At 69.6% G+C, this 17,452-nt stretch carries 14 protein-coding genes and 1 pseudogene; 11 read left to right on the forward strand and 4 right to left on the reverse strand.

The window, feature by feature from the left end; translation table 11 throughout:
- The first annotated feature begins 56 nt into the window (after nt 1-56).
- From AC3ETA_RS00275 to AC3ETA_RS00300, 6 genes are all read left to right on the forward strand, one after another.
- Complete coding sequence (locus AC3ETA_RS00275) at nt 57-1,019, forward strand: hypothetical protein (RefSeq protein ID WP_432190751.1); 963 nt, start codon at nt 57-59, stop codon at nt 1,017-1,019.
- A gap of 155 nt (nt 1,020-1,174) precedes the next feature.
- Nucleotides 1,175-2,287, forward strand: a complete 1,113-nt coding sequence (chvE, locus tag AC3ETA_RS00280; protein WP_432190752.1) for a multiple monosaccharide ABC transporter substrate-binding protein — start codon at nt 1,175-1,177, stop codon at nt 2,285-2,287.
- 32 nt (nt 2,288-2,319) lie between these two features.
- Nucleotides 2,320-3,870 carry a multiple monosaccharide ABC transporter ATP-binding protein gene (gene mmsA / locus AC3ETA_RS00285; protein ID WP_432190753.1) on the forward strand — a complete coding sequence of 517 codons (1,551 nt, stop codon included), beginning with the start codon at nt 2,320-2,322 and terminating at the stop codon, nt 3,868-3,870.
- Nucleotides 3,867-5,111 carry a multiple monosaccharide ABC transporter permease gene (gene mmsB, locus AC3ETA_RS00290; RefSeq protein ID WP_432190754.1) on the forward strand — a complete coding sequence of 415 codons (1,245 nt, stop codon included), beginning with the start codon at nt 3,867-3,869 and terminating at the stop codon, nt 5,109-5,111. Before mmsA ends, mmsB begins: the two co-directional genes overlap by 4 nt.
- Nucleotides 5,112-5,179: 68 nt before the next feature.
- Nucleotides 5,180-6,325, forward strand: coding sequence for an aldose epimerase family protein (locus AC3ETA_RS00295; RefSeq protein WP_432190755.1), 1,146 nt, complete (start codon nt 5,180-5,182; stop codon nt 6,323-6,325).
- A 204-nt stretch (nt 6,326-6,529) separates the two neighbouring features.
- Nucleotides 6,530-8,152 carry a pyridoxal phosphate-dependent aminotransferase gene (locus AC3ETA_RS00300; RefSeq protein ID WP_432190756.1) on the forward strand — a complete coding sequence of 541 codons (1,623 nt, stop codon included), beginning with the start codon at nt 6,530-6,532 and terminating at the stop codon, nt 8,150-8,152.
- A 344-nt stretch (nt 8,153-8,496) separates the two neighbouring features.
- Here the strand turns inward: AC3ETA_RS00300 and AC3ETA_RS00305 are convergent, their stop codons facing one another.
- Nucleotides 8,497-9,087: a TetR/AcrR family transcriptional regulator gene (locus AC3ETA_RS00305; RefSeq protein WP_432190757.1), complete on the reverse strand. Its 591-nt coding sequence runs from the start codon at nt 9,085-9,087 to the stop codon at nt 8,497-8,499.
- Between the two features lie 136 nt (nt 9,088-9,223).
- Between AC3ETA_RS00305 and AC3ETA_RS00310 the strand changes: the two genes are divergently transcribed.
- Both AC3ETA_RS00310 and AC3ETA_RS00315 read left to right on the forward strand, forming a co-directional pair.
- Entirely contained in the window at nt 9,224-10,186 is a 963-nt protein-coding gene (locus AC3ETA_RS00310; RefSeq protein ID WP_432190758.1) for an alpha/beta hydrolase family protein, read from the forward strand.
- A gap of 98 nt (nt 10,187-10,284) precedes the next feature.
- Nucleotides 10,285-10,584, forward strand: a pseudogene (locus AC3ETA_RS00315) (peptidase associated/transthyretin-like domain-containing protein); the annotation flags it as partial.
- Nucleotides 10,585-10,660: 76 nt separating this feature from the next.
- Here the strand turns inward: AC3ETA_RS00315 and AC3ETA_RS00320 are convergent.
- The 3 genes from AC3ETA_RS00320 to arfA form a co-directional block, all read right to left on the reverse strand.
- Nucleotides 10,661-11,320: a DUF4360 domain-containing protein gene (locus AC3ETA_RS00320; RefSeq protein ID WP_432190759.1), complete on the reverse strand. Its 660-nt coding sequence runs from the start codon at nt 11,318-11,320 to the stop codon at nt 10,661-10,663.
- A gap of 492 nt (nt 11,321-11,812) precedes the next feature.
- Entirely contained in the window at nt 11,813-12,181 is a 369-nt protein-coding gene (locus AC3ETA_RS00325) for a sulfite exporter TauE/SafE family protein (RefSeq protein WP_432190760.1), read from the reverse strand.
- 176 nt (nt 12,182-12,357) lie between these two features.
- Nucleotides 12,358-13,872, reverse strand: coding sequence for an arabinosylfuranosidase ArfA (gene arfA, locus AC3ETA_RS00330; protein ID WP_432190761.1), 1,515 nt, complete (start codon nt 13,870-13,872; stop codon nt 12,358-12,360).
- Nucleotides 13,873-14,206: 334 nt separating this feature from the next.
- Between arfA and AC3ETA_RS00335 the strand changes: the two genes are divergently transcribed.
- The 3 genes from AC3ETA_RS00335 to AC3ETA_RS00345 are packed head-to-tail and all read left to right on the forward strand — an operon-like array spanning nt 14,207 to nt 17,446.
- Nucleotides 14,207-14,818: a toxin-antitoxin system, toxin component family protein gene (locus tag AC3ETA_RS00335; protein WP_432190762.1), complete on the forward strand. Its 612-nt coding sequence runs from the start codon at nt 14,207-14,209 to the stop codon at nt 14,816-14,818.
- Nucleotides 14,815-16,044, forward strand: coding sequence for an MAB_1171c family putative transporter (locus AC3ETA_RS00340; RefSeq protein WP_432190763.1), 1,230 nt, complete (start codon nt 14,815-14,817; stop codon nt 16,042-16,044). Before AC3ETA_RS00335 ends, AC3ETA_RS00340 begins: the two co-directional genes overlap by 4 nt.
- Complete coding sequence (locus AC3ETA_RS00345) at nt 16,037-17,446, forward strand: NAD(P)/FAD-dependent oxidoreductase (RefSeq protein ID WP_432190764.1); 1,410 nt, start codon at nt 16,037-16,039, stop codon at nt 17,444-17,446. Before AC3ETA_RS00340 ends, AC3ETA_RS00345 begins: the two co-directional genes overlap by 8 nt.
- Nucleotides 17,447-17,452: the final 6 nt, after the last annotated feature.

Raw genomic sequence — 17,452 nt, forward strand, 5'->3', positions numbered from 1 at the left:
CCCGCACGCCTTGAGCCGCGAACCTCGTCCGATATTTCGAACCAGAAGGACAGCTTGTGACCGACGCTTCCGCACCCCGTCGACCCGGTGAGCAGGTGCTCTCCGCCCTCGGCCTGGGCGCGCCCGACCTCTCCCCCGCCGACGCCTCGCCCCACACCTTCCCGGGCGGTGGCCGCTGGCGCACCGAGATCCCCTCGTGCGAGGGTCCCGAAGCGCTCGCCGTCGCCCTCAAGGAAGCCTCGCTGCTGGACGTGCCGATCCACCGGATCAGCCAGGGCAGCGGCGTGTGGATGCTGACCGACGCCGAGATCGCCGAGATGGTCGACGCGACGAACGAACGCGACATCGAGCTCTGCCTGTTCACCGGCCCGCGCGGCACCTGGGACATCGGCGGCTCCACGCGCACCGACTCGCGGGGGGCCGGACTGCGCGCCCGGGGCCACGACGCCCTCGCCGGCTGCGTCGAGGACGCCGTACGGGCCACGGAGCTGGGCGTCACCTGCCTGCTCGTCGCCGACGAGGGCGTGCTGTGGACGCTGCACCGGGCGCGGGCCGCCGGGATCATCCCGGCCGACACCACCCTCAAGGTGAGCGCGTTGATAGGCCCGGTCAACCCGGCCGCCTACGCGGTCTACGAGAACCTCGGCGCCGACTCGATCAACGTGCCCAGCGATCTCACGCTGGAGCACCTCACCGAGATACGGCGGGTCTCCGCCGCCCCCATGGACATGTACATCGAGGCCCCCGACGATCTCGGCGGTTATGTCCGGATGTACGAGGTCGCCGAGCTGATCCGGCGCGGCGCACCGCTCTATCTGAAGTTCGGGCTCTCCAAGGCCCCCGGCATCTACCCCTACGGACACCACATGCGGGACCTGACACTGGCCACCGCCCGGGAACGCGTACGGCGCGGCCGACTGGCCCTGGACCTGCTCGCACGGCACGGAGCTGACGGCGACATGGCGCCTCTCGGTTCACGGCTGCCCGGAACGCTGAAGCGATTCGAAACTCCCGCATAACGTTCCGGACAAACCCCCTTCACAGAAGAAGACGCAGTCGAACACAATCCCACACACCCTCGGTCTACTCCCACCCGCCGACCGCACAGCCCTCGACACGCGTCCTCGCAATCGCCCACACCGAGCCCTGCTCACCCACATCAAGGATGATGATCATGCGTACACGCAGAGCCGCACTCGCCGCCGTAGCCTCCGCCGCGTCCCTCGCGCTGACCCTGACCGCCTGCGGCCAGAGCGGCGAGGGCGGCTCCAAGGAGGACTCCGGCAGCTCCGAGGGCGCCACCATCGGCATCGCGATGCCGACCAAGTCCTCCGAGCGCTGGATAGCCGACGGCAACAACGTCAAGAAGGACCTGGAGTCCAAGGGCTACAAGACCAAGCTGGTCTACGGCGAGGACGACCCCGACCAGCAGGTCTCGCAGATCGAGAACCTGATCACGCAGGGTGTCAAGGCTCTGATCGTCGCGGCCATCGACAACAAGTCGATGAACAACGTGCTCCAGCAGGCCAAGGACGCGGACATCCCGGTCATCTCCTACGACCGCCTGATCCTCGGCACCGAGAACGTCGACTACTACGCCTCGTTCGACAACGAGAAGGTCGGCGAGCTCCAGGGCAACTACATCCTGGAGAAGCTCGGCCTGAAGGACGGCTCCAAGAAGGGCCCGTTCAACATCGAGCTGTTCGCCGGCTCCAACGACGACAACAACACCCGCTACTTCTTCCAGGGCGCGATGAACGTCCTGCAGCCCTACATCGACAAGAAGCAGCTCGTCGTCCGCTCCGAGCAGACCGCCCTGAACCAGGTCACCACCCTGCGCTGGGACGGCGGCACCGCCCAGAAGCGCATGGACGACATCCTGACCTCGGCGTACAAGAGCGAGCGCGTGGACGCCGTCCTCTCGCCGTACGACGGCATCTCCATCGGCATCCTCTCGGCCCTGAAGTCGGACGACTACGGCTCGGGGAGCAAGCCGCTGCCGGTCGTCACCGGTCAGGACGCCGAGGTCGCCTCGGTGAAGTCGATCATCGCCGGCGAGCAGTCGATGACGGTGTACAAGGACACCCGCGAACTCGCCAAGGTGGCCTCGAACATGGTCGACGCGGTGCTCAACGACAAGAAGCCCGAGGTCAACGACGAGAAGACCTACGACAACGGCTCCAAGGTCGTCCCCGCGTACCTGCTCACGCCGGTCAGTGTCGACAAGACCAACTACCAGGAGACGGTGGTCGACTCCGGCTACATCAAGGAAAGCGACCTCAAGTAACCGCCGATTCCTACTGATTGGAAGGCACGACCATGGCGGGACCCGTCCTGGAAATGCGCTCGATCGTCAAGACCTTTCCCGGCGTCAAGGCGCTGTCGGACGTCACACTGACCGTCCGGCAGGGCGAGGTCCACGCCATCTGCGGGGAGAACGGCGCCGGCAAGTCGACCCTCATGAAGGTCCTCTCCGGCGTCCACCCGCACGGCACCTACGAGGGCGACATCCTCTTCGAGGGGGAGGTCTGCGAGTTCAAGGACATCAGGGCCAGTGAGCATCACGGCATCGTGATCATCCACCAGGAACTGGCCCTGATCCCCTACCTCTCCATCGCGGAGAACATCTTCCTCGGCAACGAGCACGCCACGCGCGGGATCATCAGCTGGACCGAGACGCTTCGGCACGCCACCGAACTGCTGCGCCGGGTCGGCCTCTCCGACCACCCGGACACCCGCGTCGCCGACATCGGCGTGGGCAAGCAGCAGCTCGTGGAGATCGCGAAGGCGCTGTCGAAGAAGGTGAAGCTGCTCATCCTCGACGAGCCGACCGCGGCCCTGAACGACGAGGACAGCGGCAAACTCCTGGACCTGATCCTGGAGTTGAAGAAGCAGGGCATCACCTCGATCATCATCTCCCACAAGCTCAACGAGATCCGCAAGGTCGCCGACTCGGTGACGATCCTGCGCGACGGCCGGACCATCGAGACGCTCGATGTGAAGGCGGCGGAGACCAGCGAGGACCGGATCATCAGCGGCATGGTCGGCCGGGACCTGGAGCACCGCTTCCCCGACCGCACCCCGCACGAGCCGGAGGAGGGTGCGGCACCCGCCCTGGAGATCCGCAACTGGACCGTGCACCACCCGATCGACCAGCAGCGCAAGGTCGTCGACGACGTGTCGATCGAGGTGCGGCGCGGGGAGATCGTCGGTATCGCGGGTCTGATGGGCGCCGGCCGCACCGAGCTCGCGATGAGCGTGTTCGGTCGGACCTACGGCCGCTACCACGGCGGCACGGTCCTCAAGGACGGCAAGGAGATCCGTACGAAGACCGTCCCCGAGGCGGTGAAGCACGGCATCGCCTATGTCACCGAGGACCGCAAGCACTACGGCCTGAACCTCATCGACACCATCAACCGCAACATCTCGCTCAGCGCGCTGGGCAAGGTCGCCAAGCGGGGCGTGGTCGACGAGCACGGGGAGCGGCAGGTCGCCGAGGGCTTCCGCAAGTCCATGAACATCAAGGCGCCGACCGTCTTCGAGCCGGTGGGCAAGCTGTCCGGCGGCAACCAGCAGAAGGTCGTCCTCAGCAAGTGGATCTTCGCGGGTCCCGATGTGCTGATCCTGGACGAGCCGACGCGCGGCATCGACGTCGGTGCCAAGTACGAGATCTACACGGTCATCGACCAGCTGGCCGCCCAGGGCAAGGCGGTCGTCTTCATCTCCTCCGAGCTGCCGGAACTGCTCGGCATGTGTGACCGCATCTACACGATGGCCGCGGGGCGGCTGACCGGCGAGTTCTCGCGGGCCGAGGCCTCGCAGGAATCGCTGATGCGTCAGATGACTAAGGACAAAGAGGTAACCCGATGAGCACGGATGTGACCGCCAAGACCCCGGCCCCCGCGCCGCCGGGGAAGAGCTCGGGGGCCGGGGGCGACGGCCTGCTCCAGCTGGTGCTGGACGGTCTGCGCCGCAACATGCGGCAGTACGGCATGCTGATCGCGCTCGGCCTGATCGTGGTGCTGTTCGCGGTGTGGACCGACGGCGACCTGCTGCTGCCGCGCAACGTCTCCAACCTGGTGCTCCAGAACAGCTACATCCTGATCCTCGCGATGGGCATGATGCTGGTGATCATCGCGGGCCATATCGACCTGTCGGTCGGCTCGCTGACGGCGTTCATCGGGTCGATGGCGGCCGTGTTCATGGTCAAGAACGATCTGCCCTGGCCGGTCGCGGTCATCCTCTGCCTGGCGGTGGGCGCGCTCGCGGGCGCCGTTCAAGGGTTCTTCATCGCGTACGGCGGCATACCATCGTTCATCGTGACCCTCGCGGGCATGCTGATCTGGCGCGGCCTGACCGAGATCTTCCTGGAGGGGCAGACCCTCGGCCCGTTCCCGAAGGGGCTGCAGAAGGTCGCCAACGGCTTCCTGCCCGAGGTCGGTCCGAACACGAACTACCACAATCTCACGCTGCTGCTCGGCTTCGCGCTGATCGCGTTCGTGGTCTTCCAGGAGTTCCGGGACCGCCGCCGGCAGCAGGAGTTCTCCCTCGACGTCCCGCCCTTCAAGCTGTTCCTGCTGAAGCTGGTCGCGCTCGGCGCCGCCATCCTCACGCTGACCATGCTGCTCGCCAGCTACAAGGGCGCTCCGATCGTGCTGCTCATCCTGGGCGTGCTGCTCGTCGGCTTCGGGTACGTCATGCGCAACGCGATCATCGGCCGCCACATCTACGCGATCGGCGGCAACCTGCCCGCGGCCAAGCTGTCGGGTGTGAAGGACAAGAAGGTCACCTTCCTGGTCTTCCTGAACATGGGCATGCTCGCGGCCCTGGCGGGTCTGGTCTTCGCCGCCCGCTTCAACGCGGCCTCTCCCAAGGCGGGCCTCAACTTCGAGCTGGAGGCCATCGCGGCCTCGTTCATCGGCGGCGCGTCGATGAGCGGCGGCGTCGGCACGGTCCTCGGCGCGATCATCGGTGGCCTGGTCCTGGGCGTGCTGAACAACGGCATGAACCTCGTCGGCATCGGCACCGACTGGCAGCAGGTCATCAAGGGCCTGGTACTGCTGGCGGCGGTCGGATTCGACGTGTGGAACAAGCGCAAGGTCGGTTCGTAAGTCCAAGCAGGGCCCTCGGGCCCCGCCGGAAGGCGGGGCCCTTTCAACTTCCTGAGCAGGAGCCGCACATGGACATGAGCAGACGCACGGTCATAGCCGGAGCCGCGGCGGCGGGGATCACCGCCGCGACCATCGGCAGCGCGCACGCCACGGGAGGCCGGACGCCGGTGAGGTCGCTCTTCGGCAGGCTCGCCGACGGCACCAAGGTGTACAGCTGGTCGCTGGCCAACGGCGGCACGCGGATGAAGGTCCTCTCCTACGGCGGCGTCGTGCAGTCCCTGGAGATCCCGGACCGGCGCGGCCACCACGCCAACGTCTCCCTCGGCTTCGACAACATCGAGGACTACGTCGCGGGGAGCCCGTACTTCGGCGCGCTGATCGGCCGCTACGGCAACCGGATCGGCAAGGGGCAGTTCACCCTCGACGGCAAGGCCTACCAGGTCAACGTCAACGACGGCGAGAACAGCCTGCACGGCGGCGCCAAGGGCTTCGACAAGCGGGTGTGGGACGTCGAGCCGTTCGCCAAGGGCTCCGACGTCGGCCTGCACCTGTACTACACGTCCCTCGACGGCGAGATGGGCTACCCGGGCACGCTCAAGGTGAAGGTGACGTACACCCTCACCAAGTACGGCGACTGGCGCATCGACTACGCGGCCACCACCGACAGGGCCACCGTCGTCAACCTCACCAGCCACGTCTACTGGAACCTCGCGGGCGAGGGCAGCGGCACGATCGAGAACCACGAGCTCAAGATCGACGCCTCCCGCTACACCCCCGTCGACTCGGGCCTCATCCCCACCGGTGAGCTGGCCCCCGTCGCCGGCACCCCCTTCGACTTCCGCCGCAGCAAGCGGATAGGCGAGGACCTGCGCGAGGCGCACCAGCAGCTGCTGTACGGCAAGGGCATCGACCACAACTGGGTGCTCGACAAGGGCATCTCGCCGCGCCCCGAGTGGATCGCGACCCTGAAGGACCCCTCCTCCGGCCGCACCCTGCGGATGGCGTCCACCGAGCCGGGCCTGCAGTTCTACTCCGGCAACTTCCTCGACGGCACCCTGGTCGGCACCGGCGGCCGCACCTACCGGCAGGGGGACGCGCTGTGCCTGGAGACGCAGCACTTCCCGGACTCGCCGAACAAGCCGTCGTTCCCGTCGACGGTACTGCGACCGGGGCAGACGTACCGGTCGACGACGATCCACTCGTTCAGCCGCTGAGTCCGGATCAGCCGCCGAGCCCGGCCGAACCGTCCGTTCTGGCGGTTCTTCACAGGTGGCGCACAAGTTCTCACCGACTTCCCATTGGTTGAACAGCGCCACCCCGGTCTCCGTATGTAAGGGCGGCCCGTGCTCCCCCGCGCGGGCCACCCAAAGACGACGGGCCCGGTCGTCCCCACCGGGCCCGCCCCATACGGAGGTTCCATGGCCGACAACGTCACCTCGCTGTTCCGCAGTACCGCGGCACACAGCCCGTCGATGGCGGCGCTGACACGTGAGGGCGGCGACGGGGCCGGTCCGGTGGACTTCTGCATTCCCTGCAACCCGTACTTCCCCACCCCCGAGATGTTCCAGGACATGGCGGAGAAGCTGCGGGACATCATCACGTTCTACCCGAGCAGCGCCGACACGATCACGGCCGAACTGTGCAGCCTGCTCCAGCTTCCGCCGCAGTGCGTGGCGATGGGCAACGGCTCCACGGAGCTGATCACCTGGATCGACCACCTGATGGTCCGGGAGTCCCTCGCCATCCCCGTCCCCACGTTCGGCCGCTGGACCGACCAGCCCATGGAGACCGGCAAGCGGGTCGACATGTTCCCGCTCCAGGAGTCCAGCGGCTTCGCCCTGGACCTCGCGCAGTACGCCGAGTTCATCCGGGCCAGGGGGACCCGGGTGGCGGTCATCTGCAACCCCAACAACCCCGACGGCGGCTACCTCCACAAGCACGCGCTCGTGCAGTTCATGGACGCCATGGCCGACCTCGACCTGGTCATCATCGACGAGTCCTTCCTGGAGTTCGCCGACGCCGAGCAGGAGCCGTCGGTCGTCCAGGAGGCGATGCTGCGCCCGAACGTGATCGTGCTGCGCAGCCTCGGCAAGAACTTCGGCCTGCACGGCATCCGCTTCGGCTACCTCGTCGCCAACCCGGCACTGGCCGGCATGGTCCGCTCGATGCTGCCGAAGTGGAACCTCAACGCGTTCGCCGAGCACGTGGTGTTCATGCTGAAGAACCACGGCGCCGAGTACGCGCAGAGCCTGCACCAGGTGCGCCGCGACCGCCTCGACATGGCCAGCCACCTGGCCCAGCTGCCCGGCCTGACGGTCTACCCGTCGCAGGGCAACTTCCTCTTCGTGCGCCTGCCTGTGGGCGCCGAGGGCACCGTGGTCCGCGACCGGCTGCTCACCGAGCACCGGATCCTGGTCCGCGAGTGCGGCAACAAGATCGGTTCGTCCAGCCGCTTCCTGCGACTCGTGGTGCGCCCCCAGGTGGATGTGCGTCGCCTGGTGTCCGGCCTGGAGCAGGTGCTCTACGGGTCCAGGAGGGGAGCCGCCGTACCCGAGCTGGGTACAGGGACCAACTACAGCTCGGGTACGGCGGCCGTGGACCGGTTGGTCAGCTCCACCAACGGCGCGGGGCTGCCGGGTCTTGCCGCGCAGGCCACTGCGGTGACGGCGCCTCAGCCGCAGGCGGTGCCACAGGGGGGCGGCATGCCGATGCCGGCACCGGTCCCGGTGGCTCCGGCCGCGGCGGCTGCCCCTGCGCCGGCTCCGACGCCGATGCCCGCGCCCATGCCGGCGCCGGCTCCCGTACCCACGCCGACGCCCGCGCCCGCCCCTGCGCCGATGTCGTTCCCCTCGCCCGCGGCACCGGCCGCGGCCGTGGTGCCGCCGGCCGGGCCCACGCCGCCGGGGGTGCCGGCGCGTGGGGGGCTTACGGCCGCGCAGGTGCGGGGTACCACGGGGCCGGGGTTGACTCCGGCGCCGGCCACGGGGTGGCCGAACAGTCAGAGTTGGCCGAATGCGGCGGGGATGGGACAGGTCGGGTAGCGCCGTCTCGCCGTAGAGGTGTTGTACGTGGGCGACCGCGGGTCCGTTGTGGCTTGTCGCGCAGTTCCCCGCGCCCCTGGGGCGTTGCACCGCACCGGCGTCAGCTTCCGCTGTTGGCACGTGTTGTTCAGCCAGGTCCACTGGCGTACGTGGTGATCGTCAGGCTCCTGACGCCGGTCGGGGAACAGGGCCGCGCCATCGCCGCCGACATCCAGGACCTGCTCGACCGCAACAGGACGGACTGACAGCTCACCGCAGGGCCGGGCCCGGGGAGCTCTCCGGCCGCGCGGCACGCACCGTCCGCGTCGATCGGCGACACCCTCACCGCATCACACACCGACCCGTCAGACCGGCCCGCGCAACCCCATGACGAGGAGTTCCACCAGTCGGCGGGCGTCGTAGCGCGGGTCGTTGTCCGCGCCGATGCAGAGGTTGCCGACGCCGCGCATGAGTTCGTAGGCCTCGATGCCGGAGCGGATCTCGCCGGCGTCTGCGGCGGCTTCGAGGAGGTCGGTGCAGACGGGGAGCAGGCGGTCGAGGAAGTAGGTGTGCAGGGTCTCGAAGCCCGCGCTGTCGGAGTGCAGTACGCCGGCGAGGCCGTGCTTGGTGACCAGGAAGTCGACGAAGAGGTCGATCCACTCGCGGAGCGCGGTGAACGGGGAGTCGGCGGCGGCCAGCAGCCTCGGGCCGGCCTCGGCGCACGCTTCGATCTGATGGCGGTAGACGGCGGTCACGAGGTCCGCCCGGGTCGGGAAGTGGCGGTAGATCGTCCCCATCCCGACGCCCGCTCTGGCCGCGATCTGGCGGATCGGCGCGTCGACGCCCGAGGTGACGAAGACCTCGGCGGCCGCGGCGAGCAGCGTCTGCTGGTTGCGCTGCGCGTCGGCCCGCTTGGTTCGGGCCGGCGTCTTCCCGGCCGGGTTCTCGGTGGACATCAGGCATTCCTCTGGCGCCGTTGACAAAACGGAACAGTGTTCCGGATACTAAGTGGAGCAGCGTTCCGGTTCAGGTTAGTCGAGCCGGGCGCTTCCGACCACCCTGCCCACCCCCGCCCGTGAAGGGAAACGCGTCATGCCCGCACCCACCCGGAGCACCGCCGTCGCCCCGCCCGTACCCGTGATGTCGTACGGCCCGGTGGTGCTGCCGATCCCCGGCCGCCCCGTCGATCTGCACCTGCGCGTCACCGCGCCGGCGAGCGGGACCGACCTGCCCGTCATCCTCCTCTCGCACGGGCACGGCCCCTCGAACCACCTCTCCTCGCTGCACGGCTACGCACCACTCGCCGACCACTGGGCGGCGCAGGGCTTCGTCGTCGTCCAGCCCACCCACCTCAGCTCCAGGACCCTGAGCCACCTGGTCGCCGACGCCCCCGGGGCACCCTTCTTCTGGCGGGCGCGCGCCGAGGACATGACGCACGTCCTCGACCGGTTCGACGCGATCGAGGGCGCCGTGCCGCAGCTCGCCGGACGCGTGGACCGCGCCCGGGTCGCGGTCGCCGGGCACTCGCTCGGCGGCCACACCGCTGGCCTCCTGCTGGGCGCCCGCAACACCGACCCCGAGACGGGGGAAGCGGTGGACCTGCGCGAGCCCCGCATCACCGCGGGCGTGCTGCTCGCGGCGCCCGGCAGGGGCGGCGCCGACGTCCTGAACGGTCCCATGGCGGAGGCCATCTCGTTCGTCCACTCGTCCGACTTCTCCACCATGACCGCCCCCGCCCTGGTCGTCGTCGGCGACAAGGACGACCCCCGGCACTTCACGGACGCCGGACCGGACTGGCACACCGACCCCTACGCCCTCGCGCCCGGCCCCAAGACCCTGCTCACCCTGTTCGGCGCCGAGCACGGACTCGGCGGCATCGCCGGCTACGACGCCGCCGAGACCACGGACGAGAACCCCGCGCTCGTGGCCGCCCTCGGCCGTCTCGTCCCGGCCTACCTCTGCACCCGCTTCGACCCCGCCGACGACGCCTGGCGCGTGGCGAGCGACGCGCTGACGAGGGGCCCGGACGCCGTCGGGCGCGTGGAGTCCAAGTAGCCGGGACGGTCGTACCGAAAGACCGGCAAGCAACTTGACGGGCACTCGTCTCGCCCAACCGACAGCCCACCAGCAGCATCGCTTTCCGCGGTGCCCGCTGGTACCGCGGCCGCCGCGTCCACATCCACGTCAGGGTGCACACCGACGTCACGCTCACCGCCGACGGCTCGTTCACCGGCGGCCATGAACTCCACACCGGCCGGCTCTTCTTCGGCGAGACCATCACCACGCGGGTCGCGGCCCTGGCCACCTACGCCGCCAGCACCGTACCCCGCACCACCCTCGCCCAGGACGGCATCTACGACGACGCAGGCGCCGCGTCCGGCCTGCTGACGCTGACCGCGCTCGGCAGCTCGGCCTCCGCCGACTGCGCGGGAACCCTGACCCTGGGCGCGGAGAGCCAGCCGGCACCGACCCGACCCCTACGACCGGGCCGCGCCCGCCTCTCCCGGCGGGCGCGGCCCTACGCGCGCGCTACTTGCCCGGGCACTGCTTCCATGCCAGGTGGTACACCGTGCTGATGTCGCCGTCGGTCGAGTCCATGGTCATGAAGCTGACCTTGCTCGGCGAGGACGAACCGAGGTTCACCCTCAGCTCGGTGTTGATGTTGAAGTTGCGCTGAACCCCGCAGGGCGCCCAGACCAGTTGGGCCCAGTCGGTCTCGTCGGTGGCCTGCCAGTTGTCGTTGAGGGGGCCGCTGAACGCGTGGTTGCGGAACTGCGTGTCCGGCGAGCCCTGGAAGTAGTACGACGCCCTCTGCATGGCGTTCGAGCCGGGCTGGAGGGCGGCGAAGCCGCGGTAGTCGGCGCTGGCGATGGCGTAGGTGAAGCCACCGGGGACGTGCACGACCAGGCTGAGCTGGCAGTTCTTACGGAACGCCGTGGGGTCGGAGTTACCGCCGGCCTGGGCGAGGTAGTCGCTGTACGTCACCGTGAACGCGGTGTTGTCCTCGGAGACGGCGACGGCCGTGGTGCCCTGGGGGCAGCCGGAGCCGTTCACCGTGGCGACCTTGATGACGATCTTGTCCGGCGGCGGGTCTTCGAACGCCGGGGACGCTTGCGCGGGCAATGCCGCGACGAGAAGAGCGGCCAGCGAGCCGCCGCTCAGCAGAAATCTCAGGAGTCCACGTGCCATGGATCTCTCCTCGGGGAATGGGGGGTGGCTGCGCCCCCGACCCCTTTCGGTCCCGTCGAGTCTTCGTTGAATCCTTGAAGAAACAGTGAGGTTCCTGTGAAGGTCGAAGGCGTACGCATCGTAAGAGCCCCGGATGTGGCCCGACAGGGGCCAACTCCGGCCATTTACGGTGCAGTTGAGCCGCTCACCCCTCGGGCCGTTCGCATCCGCACACCCACCCGCCGCCGGCGGCGCTCTCAACTCCCCGCACATGACGCGAAACGCAGAGCGCGACTCCCTCGCGGTGCGCCTCCCTGTGCGAGTGCACACGGGTGTAACGGTCACCGACGACTCGTACACAGGGCGCGAGGTCATTCACAGCGGGCGGCTGTGCTGCGGCGACGAGGCGCGTCCTTTGGTCCAGTGGCCCTCACGGCACGTGGTGACACGGTGGCGGACGGCCACAAGGCGACCTTGACAGCGGGGGGGCCGGTGCCGCATGGCACTGCTCGGTCAGGTGCCGGCGAGCAGCCCGAGCGGGGCCGGGAACCAGCGCCTGAGCGGCTTGCCCAGGCGGTCCTTCGGCGGGCCCCGGAAGGTGAACCGGGCCATGACGTACCCGCCCAGCCCGAGCAGGATCAGGGACATCACCGGCTTCGCGACCTCGGTCGAAAGGCGGGACGGCACCGTCGCCCCGAGGAACGCGCCCACCGCGCCCACCGCGCCCGGCACCCCGATCCGCGTGACGACGTTCCAGTCGACGTTGCCGAAGCGCCAGTGCGCGGCCCCGGACATCAGGGTCGTGCCCATCTCGGCGAGATGGACGGTGGCGGAGGCGGCGGGATGGGTGCCCATGGCCGGCAGCAGCGTGGTCGAGGTCACCCCGTAGGCATGCCGAGGCTGCCGTCCACGAGCTGGGCACCGAGGCCCGCGAGGGCGAGCAGGATCAGCGTGCGCATGGAGGGCGACAGCAGGGTCCCGGGCCGAGCGCAGCCTGAGGGGACCTGAGCGCGGCCTTGGGGCCCATGAGGATTTCTCATCCGGCCCGGCCCCGCCGGTCAGCCCAGCCGGATCACGTTCCACGACAGCGGTTCCAGTACGGCGGTGAGCCGGCCGTCCCGCAGCGCCGTTCCCCCGGCCCGGTGCGGGGCGACCCGCTCGGGGTCGTCGAGGGTGTTGCGGGCGTCCGGGTCGGCGTCCGCGAGGGCGCTGTGCTCGATGACGCGCGTGACGTCGAGGCCGTTCAGGGTGACGTCGAGGGGCAGTTCCTCGGTGCGGCTGCGGTTGACGGCGAAGACGGTGACCGAGCCGTCGTCGGCGCGTACGGCGGTGGCGTGCAGCAGGTCGGCCTCGCCGTACTTCCTCGTCTCGTACGTCGGGGAGTCGACGCGGACGTCGAGGACCCGGCCGCGGCCGTGGGCTGCGGCCTGCGCGAAGGGGAAGAACGTCGTCTGCCGCCAGGCCGGCCCGCCCGGTTCGGTCATGATCGGGGCGATGACGTTCACGAGCTGCGCGAGGCAGGCGACGGTGACGCGGTCGGCGTGGCGCAGCAGGGCGATGAGGAGCGAGCCGAAGACGACGGCGTCGGTGACGCTGTAGTTGTCCTCCAGCAGGCGCGGGGCCTCGGGCCAGTCGTGCTGCTCGAAGGTCTTGGCGTGCGCCTCCCACTCGGGCAGGTACCAGACGTTCCACTCGTCGAAGGAGAGGTTGATCCGCTTCCTCGACTTCAGCCGGGCGCCCACGTGGTCGGCGGTGGCGACGACGTTGTCGATGAAGGACTCCATGTCGACGGCGGAGGCGAGGAAGGAGTCGATGTCGCCGTTCTCGGGCCAGTAGTAGGCGTGCAGCGAGATGTGGTCGACCAGGTCGTACGTCTCCTCGAGGACCGTCGCCTCCCACTCGGCGAAGGTCGGCATGGACTGGCTGGAGGAGCCGCAGGCGACGAGTTCGACGCGCGGGTCGATCTGGCGCATGGCGCGGGCGGTCTCGGCGGCGACGCGGCCGTACTCCTCGGCCGTCTTGTGGCCGGTCTGCCAGGGGCCGTCCATCTCGTTGCCCAGGCACCACAGCCGGATGCCGAAGGGGTCCTTGTCGCCGTGGGCGATCCGCAGGTCGGCCAGGGCGGTGCCCTCGGGGTGGTTGGCGTACTCCTGGAGTTCGAGGGCCTCGGCGACGCCGCGGGTGCCGAGGTTGACGGCCATCATGGGCTCGGCCTGCGGGCCGATCTTGCGCAGGAAGTCGATGTACTCGGAGAGGCCGAAGCGGTTGGACTCCGTCGAGTGCCAGGCGAGGTCGAGGCGGCGGGGGCGGTCCTCGGCGGGGCCGACGGAGTCCTCCCACTTGTAGCCCGACACGAAGTTGCCGCCGGGGTAGCGGACGGCCGTGACGCCGAGTTCGCGGACGAGGTCCAGGACGTCCTGGCGCAGGCCCTTGTCGTCGGCGGTGGGGTGGCCGGGTTCGAAGACGCCGGTGTAGACGCACCGGCCGAGGTGCTCGACGAAGCTGCCGAAGAGGCGGGGGTTGACCTCGCCGACGGTGAAGGCGGGGTCGAGGGTGAAGCGGGCGGTGTGCATGGTCGCCTTTCGGGGTGGGCGGTTCCTGGCTCGTGGGCGGCTGCGGGTCGTTCGTGGCTGGTCGCCCAGTTCCCCGGCGGCGGCCAGAAGTTGCCTGCGATTCAGGTCAGGTCGTCCCGTTGCCTGCCCTCATGGTTCGACATATCGAATTCCGCACGTAACTTCGAACGGGACCGTAGAGTGGAAGCGCTTTCCAGTCAATGCCTCCTGCATGAATTCCGACCACCGGCGGTCGTTCTCGGTTGAACGACGGTCGTCGGATCGCATGACGCGAACACTTCGCGCCGCGTAGGCTCGAACAGCCCGACCGAACGGTGGGGGAACAGGGGGTGCGATGGACATCGCGGGCGCGCGCAGGAGGGCGGCCCGGGTCGCCGCGGCGTTACGGCCACGGCGTTCTCCCGTCGCCGCCGGGATGCGGGAGCTGGTCTCCGATCTCAGCGCGGCCGTGCGGGCCGGACCCCACCCCCCGGCGGACGTCGGCGAGTTGTGCCGCGCGCTGTGCGCGGAGATGAGCGCGCGGCGCGGCGGACGGCCGGTGGAGCTGCGGTTCGAGCGGTTCCCGGACGAGATCGAAGTGACCGGTCTGTGCGTGGAGTTCCAGGACTTCGACCTGGTGATCGTCGAGGAGCGGGCGGAGGCGGTGCAGCGACTGGTCGTCCTCGGCCACGAGTTGTGGCATCTGCACGCCGGGCACCGCCATCACCACACCGACGGCAGCGCCGCCGCGCACGCCCTCGCGGGCAATCCCGGCTGGCAGGTCACGGCCCTCGCGGTGGCCGCGCGCAACGGCTCGCGGCAGCGGGACGAGGCCGAGGCCGACGACTTCGGACACCGGCTGGCGGCGGCGTTCCGGCCGCTGCTGTCGGGGCGGGCCCGGGACTGGACTCCGGGCCCCCTTCAGCGTTCACTGGGATATCGCGGGAGCGGGAGGGCGACGCGGTGAACACCTTGCTGGGACAGGACCCCTCCGGTTTCCTCGGCGAGCTGTACATATCGTTCTGGATCCCCACCGTCGTGCTGACCGCGGCCCTGGCGATCAAGCTGCCCACGATCGTCCGACTGTGGCGCGACCCGTTACTGCGCGCCGTCGGCGGTCTGCTGGTGATCGCCTGCTGCGTGTTCGTCTTCGCGGCCCCGGCCACCATCGCGTGGGTCAACCGCGTCACGGGCGTGCCGAACATCGCTGCGCCCCTGGTGTACTCACTCATCACCGCGTTCTGCGGGTCCTGCCTCATGCTGATCATCGCGTGGCGCAACGGCCTGTCCGACCGCAGTGCCGAGACACGCCGCGTCATGCGCCTGGTCGTCTTCGCGTACTCCGGCGTGATCGTCGCGCTCTGGGTGCTCTTCGCCCTCGCGGACGCGCCCGTGGAGCGGGTACGGGATCTGGACACGTACTACGCCAATACGCCTTTCATGCGCGAGGAGACGCTGCTCTACCTGCTCGCGCACTGCACGGCCGTCCTCATCACGTCCCGGCTGATCTGGAACTGGGTGCGCACCGACGGACTCGACGCCTGGCTGCGCTGGGGGCTGGTGTGCCTGGGGGTCGGCTATGCCCTCAACCTGATCTTCGACGCGGCCAAGTTGACCGCCGTCACCGCCCGCTGGACGGGCCACGACCTGGACTGGCTGAGCACCGACCTCGCGCCGCCGGTCGCCTGTCTGTCCGCCATCCTGATCGCCGTGGGCTTCATCCTGCCGCACGCCGGCCAGTACTTGCACGACCGCTGGCGGGTCCGCCTGGCCCACCACGAGCTACGGCCGCTCTATCTGCTGATGCGGTCCGTCAACGGCTACGGCCTTCCGCTCGTGCTGCGTGCGTCGCCGGAGCTGCGGCTGATCCGGCGGGAGACCTTCATCCGGGACGTGCTGCTGCCGCTGGCCCGGCACATCGACGAGGATCTGAACAGGCGGTCGTACGACGCCGCGCTCGGCCTCGGCTGTGCGCCCGGGCGGGCGAAGGCGATCGCCGCCGCGATCAGCATCCAGGACGCCGCAGAGCGCAGGACCCACGCCCCGGACGAGGGCAGCGACGGCGGCACCGGCACCGCGGATCTTCTGCGGGACATCGGGGAGGTCTCCCGCGCCCTCCGCCACCGCGACGAGATGGAAGCGGTCCGTGCCCGTACGGCCGCCCTGAGAGGAAACGTGCCCGTACATGACTGAACGCACCACCGCTGTCGTCCTCGGCGGCTCCCTCGCCGGCATGCTCGCCGCATGCGCGCTGGCCGACGTCGTCGACCACGTCACCGTAGTGGAACGCGACGTACTGCCCACCGGTCCCGAGCCGCGCAGGGGCCTGCCGCAGGCGCGGCACGTCCACCAGTTGTGGTCGGGCGGGGCAGGCGCGCTGGAGGGGCTGCTTCCGGGCATCGTCGGCCGACTGCGGGACGCGGGCGCGCACCGGTTGCCGGTGACCACGGACGTGGTGGCGCTGTCACCGCACGGCTGGTACCGGCGGTGGGCCGAGTCGCACCACATGCTGCTGTGCAGTCGCGACCTGCTGGACGCGGGCGTGCGGGCGGCGGTCCTGGCCTCCGGACGCGTCGAACTGCTCCAGGGGACCGAGGTGCTGGGGCTGATCGGTACGCACGAGGCGGTGAAGGGCATACGGATCGCCGCCCACCGATCCGCCTCGTCCTCCGCTGCTCCCGAACGGATACTCAACGCCGATCTGGTCGTCGACGCCACGGGACGGGGCTCGCGTGCGGCGCGCTGGCTGACGGATCTCGGGCTGCCGGCGGTCCGGCGACGCGAAGTCGACTCCGGGGTGGCGTACGCGAGTCGGGTGTTCCGCGCACCCGAAGGGGCGCGTGAGGGTTTCCCGCTGGTCAATGTCCAGCCGGACCCTCGCGCCGGGAAGCCCGGGTGCGGAGGCGTCCTGCAACCCGTCGAGGACGGCCGGTGGCTCGTCACACTCTTCGGCTCCCGGGGCGGCGAACCCGGTATCGAGACGGAGGACTTCCTCCGGTACGCGCGCGAGGACCTTCGGCACCCGATCATCGCCGAACTGCTCACCTTCGCAGAGCCGTTGACCGACGTGGCCCACACCCGCACCACCGCCAATCGACGTCACTACTACGAGCGCATGCCGGCCTGGCCCGAGAACTTCGCCGTACTCGGGGACGCCCTGTGCGCGCTCAACCCGATCTACGGCCACGGAATGTCCGTGGCCGCCCAGGAAGCGGTCGCCCTGCGGGACACGGTACGGCGCCACGGCCCGCGAACCTCCGGCCTTGCGCGCCGGATCCAGCGGGCGGTGGCACGACCGGCCGCTGGGGCGTGGGACCTGGCCCTCGGGATGGACGTCTTCTATCCCGGAGCCACTCCGGGCGGGCCCACCCCGCGCGACCGGATCGTGGCCGCATATGTCGGGCGGCTGCTGCACACCGCCACCGGGAACGGACGGATCGCCCGGAGGGTCACCGATGTGACGTCGTTGGAGCGCGGGGCCGAAGCGCTGTTGACGCCGTCCGTCGCGCTCGCCGCCCTGGTCGGTCCGCTCAAACCGGCGTTGAGCGGACCGCCGTTGACTGCGGAGGAACTGAAGGCGGCGGGGCTGCGCTAGCGGGCT

Source organism: Streptomyces sp. bgisy027 (assembly GCF_057710365.1).

What these genes read in the sequence shown, in the direction of transcription:
- chvE (WP_432190752.1), top strand. Translation starts at nt 1,175, where the DNA reads ATGCGTACACGCAGAGCCGCACTCGCCGCCGTAGCCTCCGCCGCGTCC.
- arfA (WP_432190761.1), bottom strand. Translation starts at nt 13,872, where the DNA reads ATGCACACCGCCCGCTTCACCCTCGACCCCGCCTTCACCGTCGGCGAG.
- AC3ETA_RS00305 (WP_432190757.1), bottom strand. Translation starts at nt 9,087, where the DNA reads ATGTCCACCGAGAACCCGGCCGGGAAGACGCCGGCCCGAACCAAGCGG.
- AC3ETA_RS00335 (WP_432190762.1), top strand. Translation starts at nt 14,207, where the DNA reads ATGGACATCGCGGGCGCGCGCAGGAGGGCGGCCCGGGTCGCCGCGGCG.
- AC3ETA_RS00345 (WP_432190764.1), top strand. Translation starts at nt 16,037, where the DNA reads ATGACTGAACGCACCACCGCTGTCGTCCTCGGCGGCTCCCTCGCCGGC.
- mmsA (WP_432190753.1), top strand. Translation starts at nt 2,320, where the DNA reads ATGGCGGGACCCGTCCTGGAAATGCGCTCGATCGTCAAGACCTTTCCC.
- AC3ETA_RS00300 (WP_432190756.1), top strand. Translation starts at nt 6,530, where the DNA reads ATGGCCGACAACGTCACCTCGCTGTTCCGCAGTACCGCGGCACACAGC.
- mmsB (WP_432190754.1), top strand. Translation starts at nt 3,867, where the DNA reads ATGAGCACGGATGTGACCGCCAAGACCCCGGCCCCCGCGCCGCCGGGG.
- AC3ETA_RS00310 (WP_432190758.1), top strand. Translation starts at nt 9,224, where the DNA reads ATGCCCGCACCCACCCGGAGCACCGCCGTCGCCCCGCCCGTACCCGTG.
- AC3ETA_RS00320 (WP_432190759.1), bottom strand. Translation starts at nt 11,320, where the DNA reads ATGGCACGTGGACTCCTGAGATTTCTGCTGAGCGGCGGCTCGCTGGCC.
- AC3ETA_RS00295 (WP_432190755.1), top strand. Translation starts at nt 5,180, where the DNA reads ATGGACATGAGCAGACGCACGGTCATAGCCGGAGCCGCGGCGGCGGGG.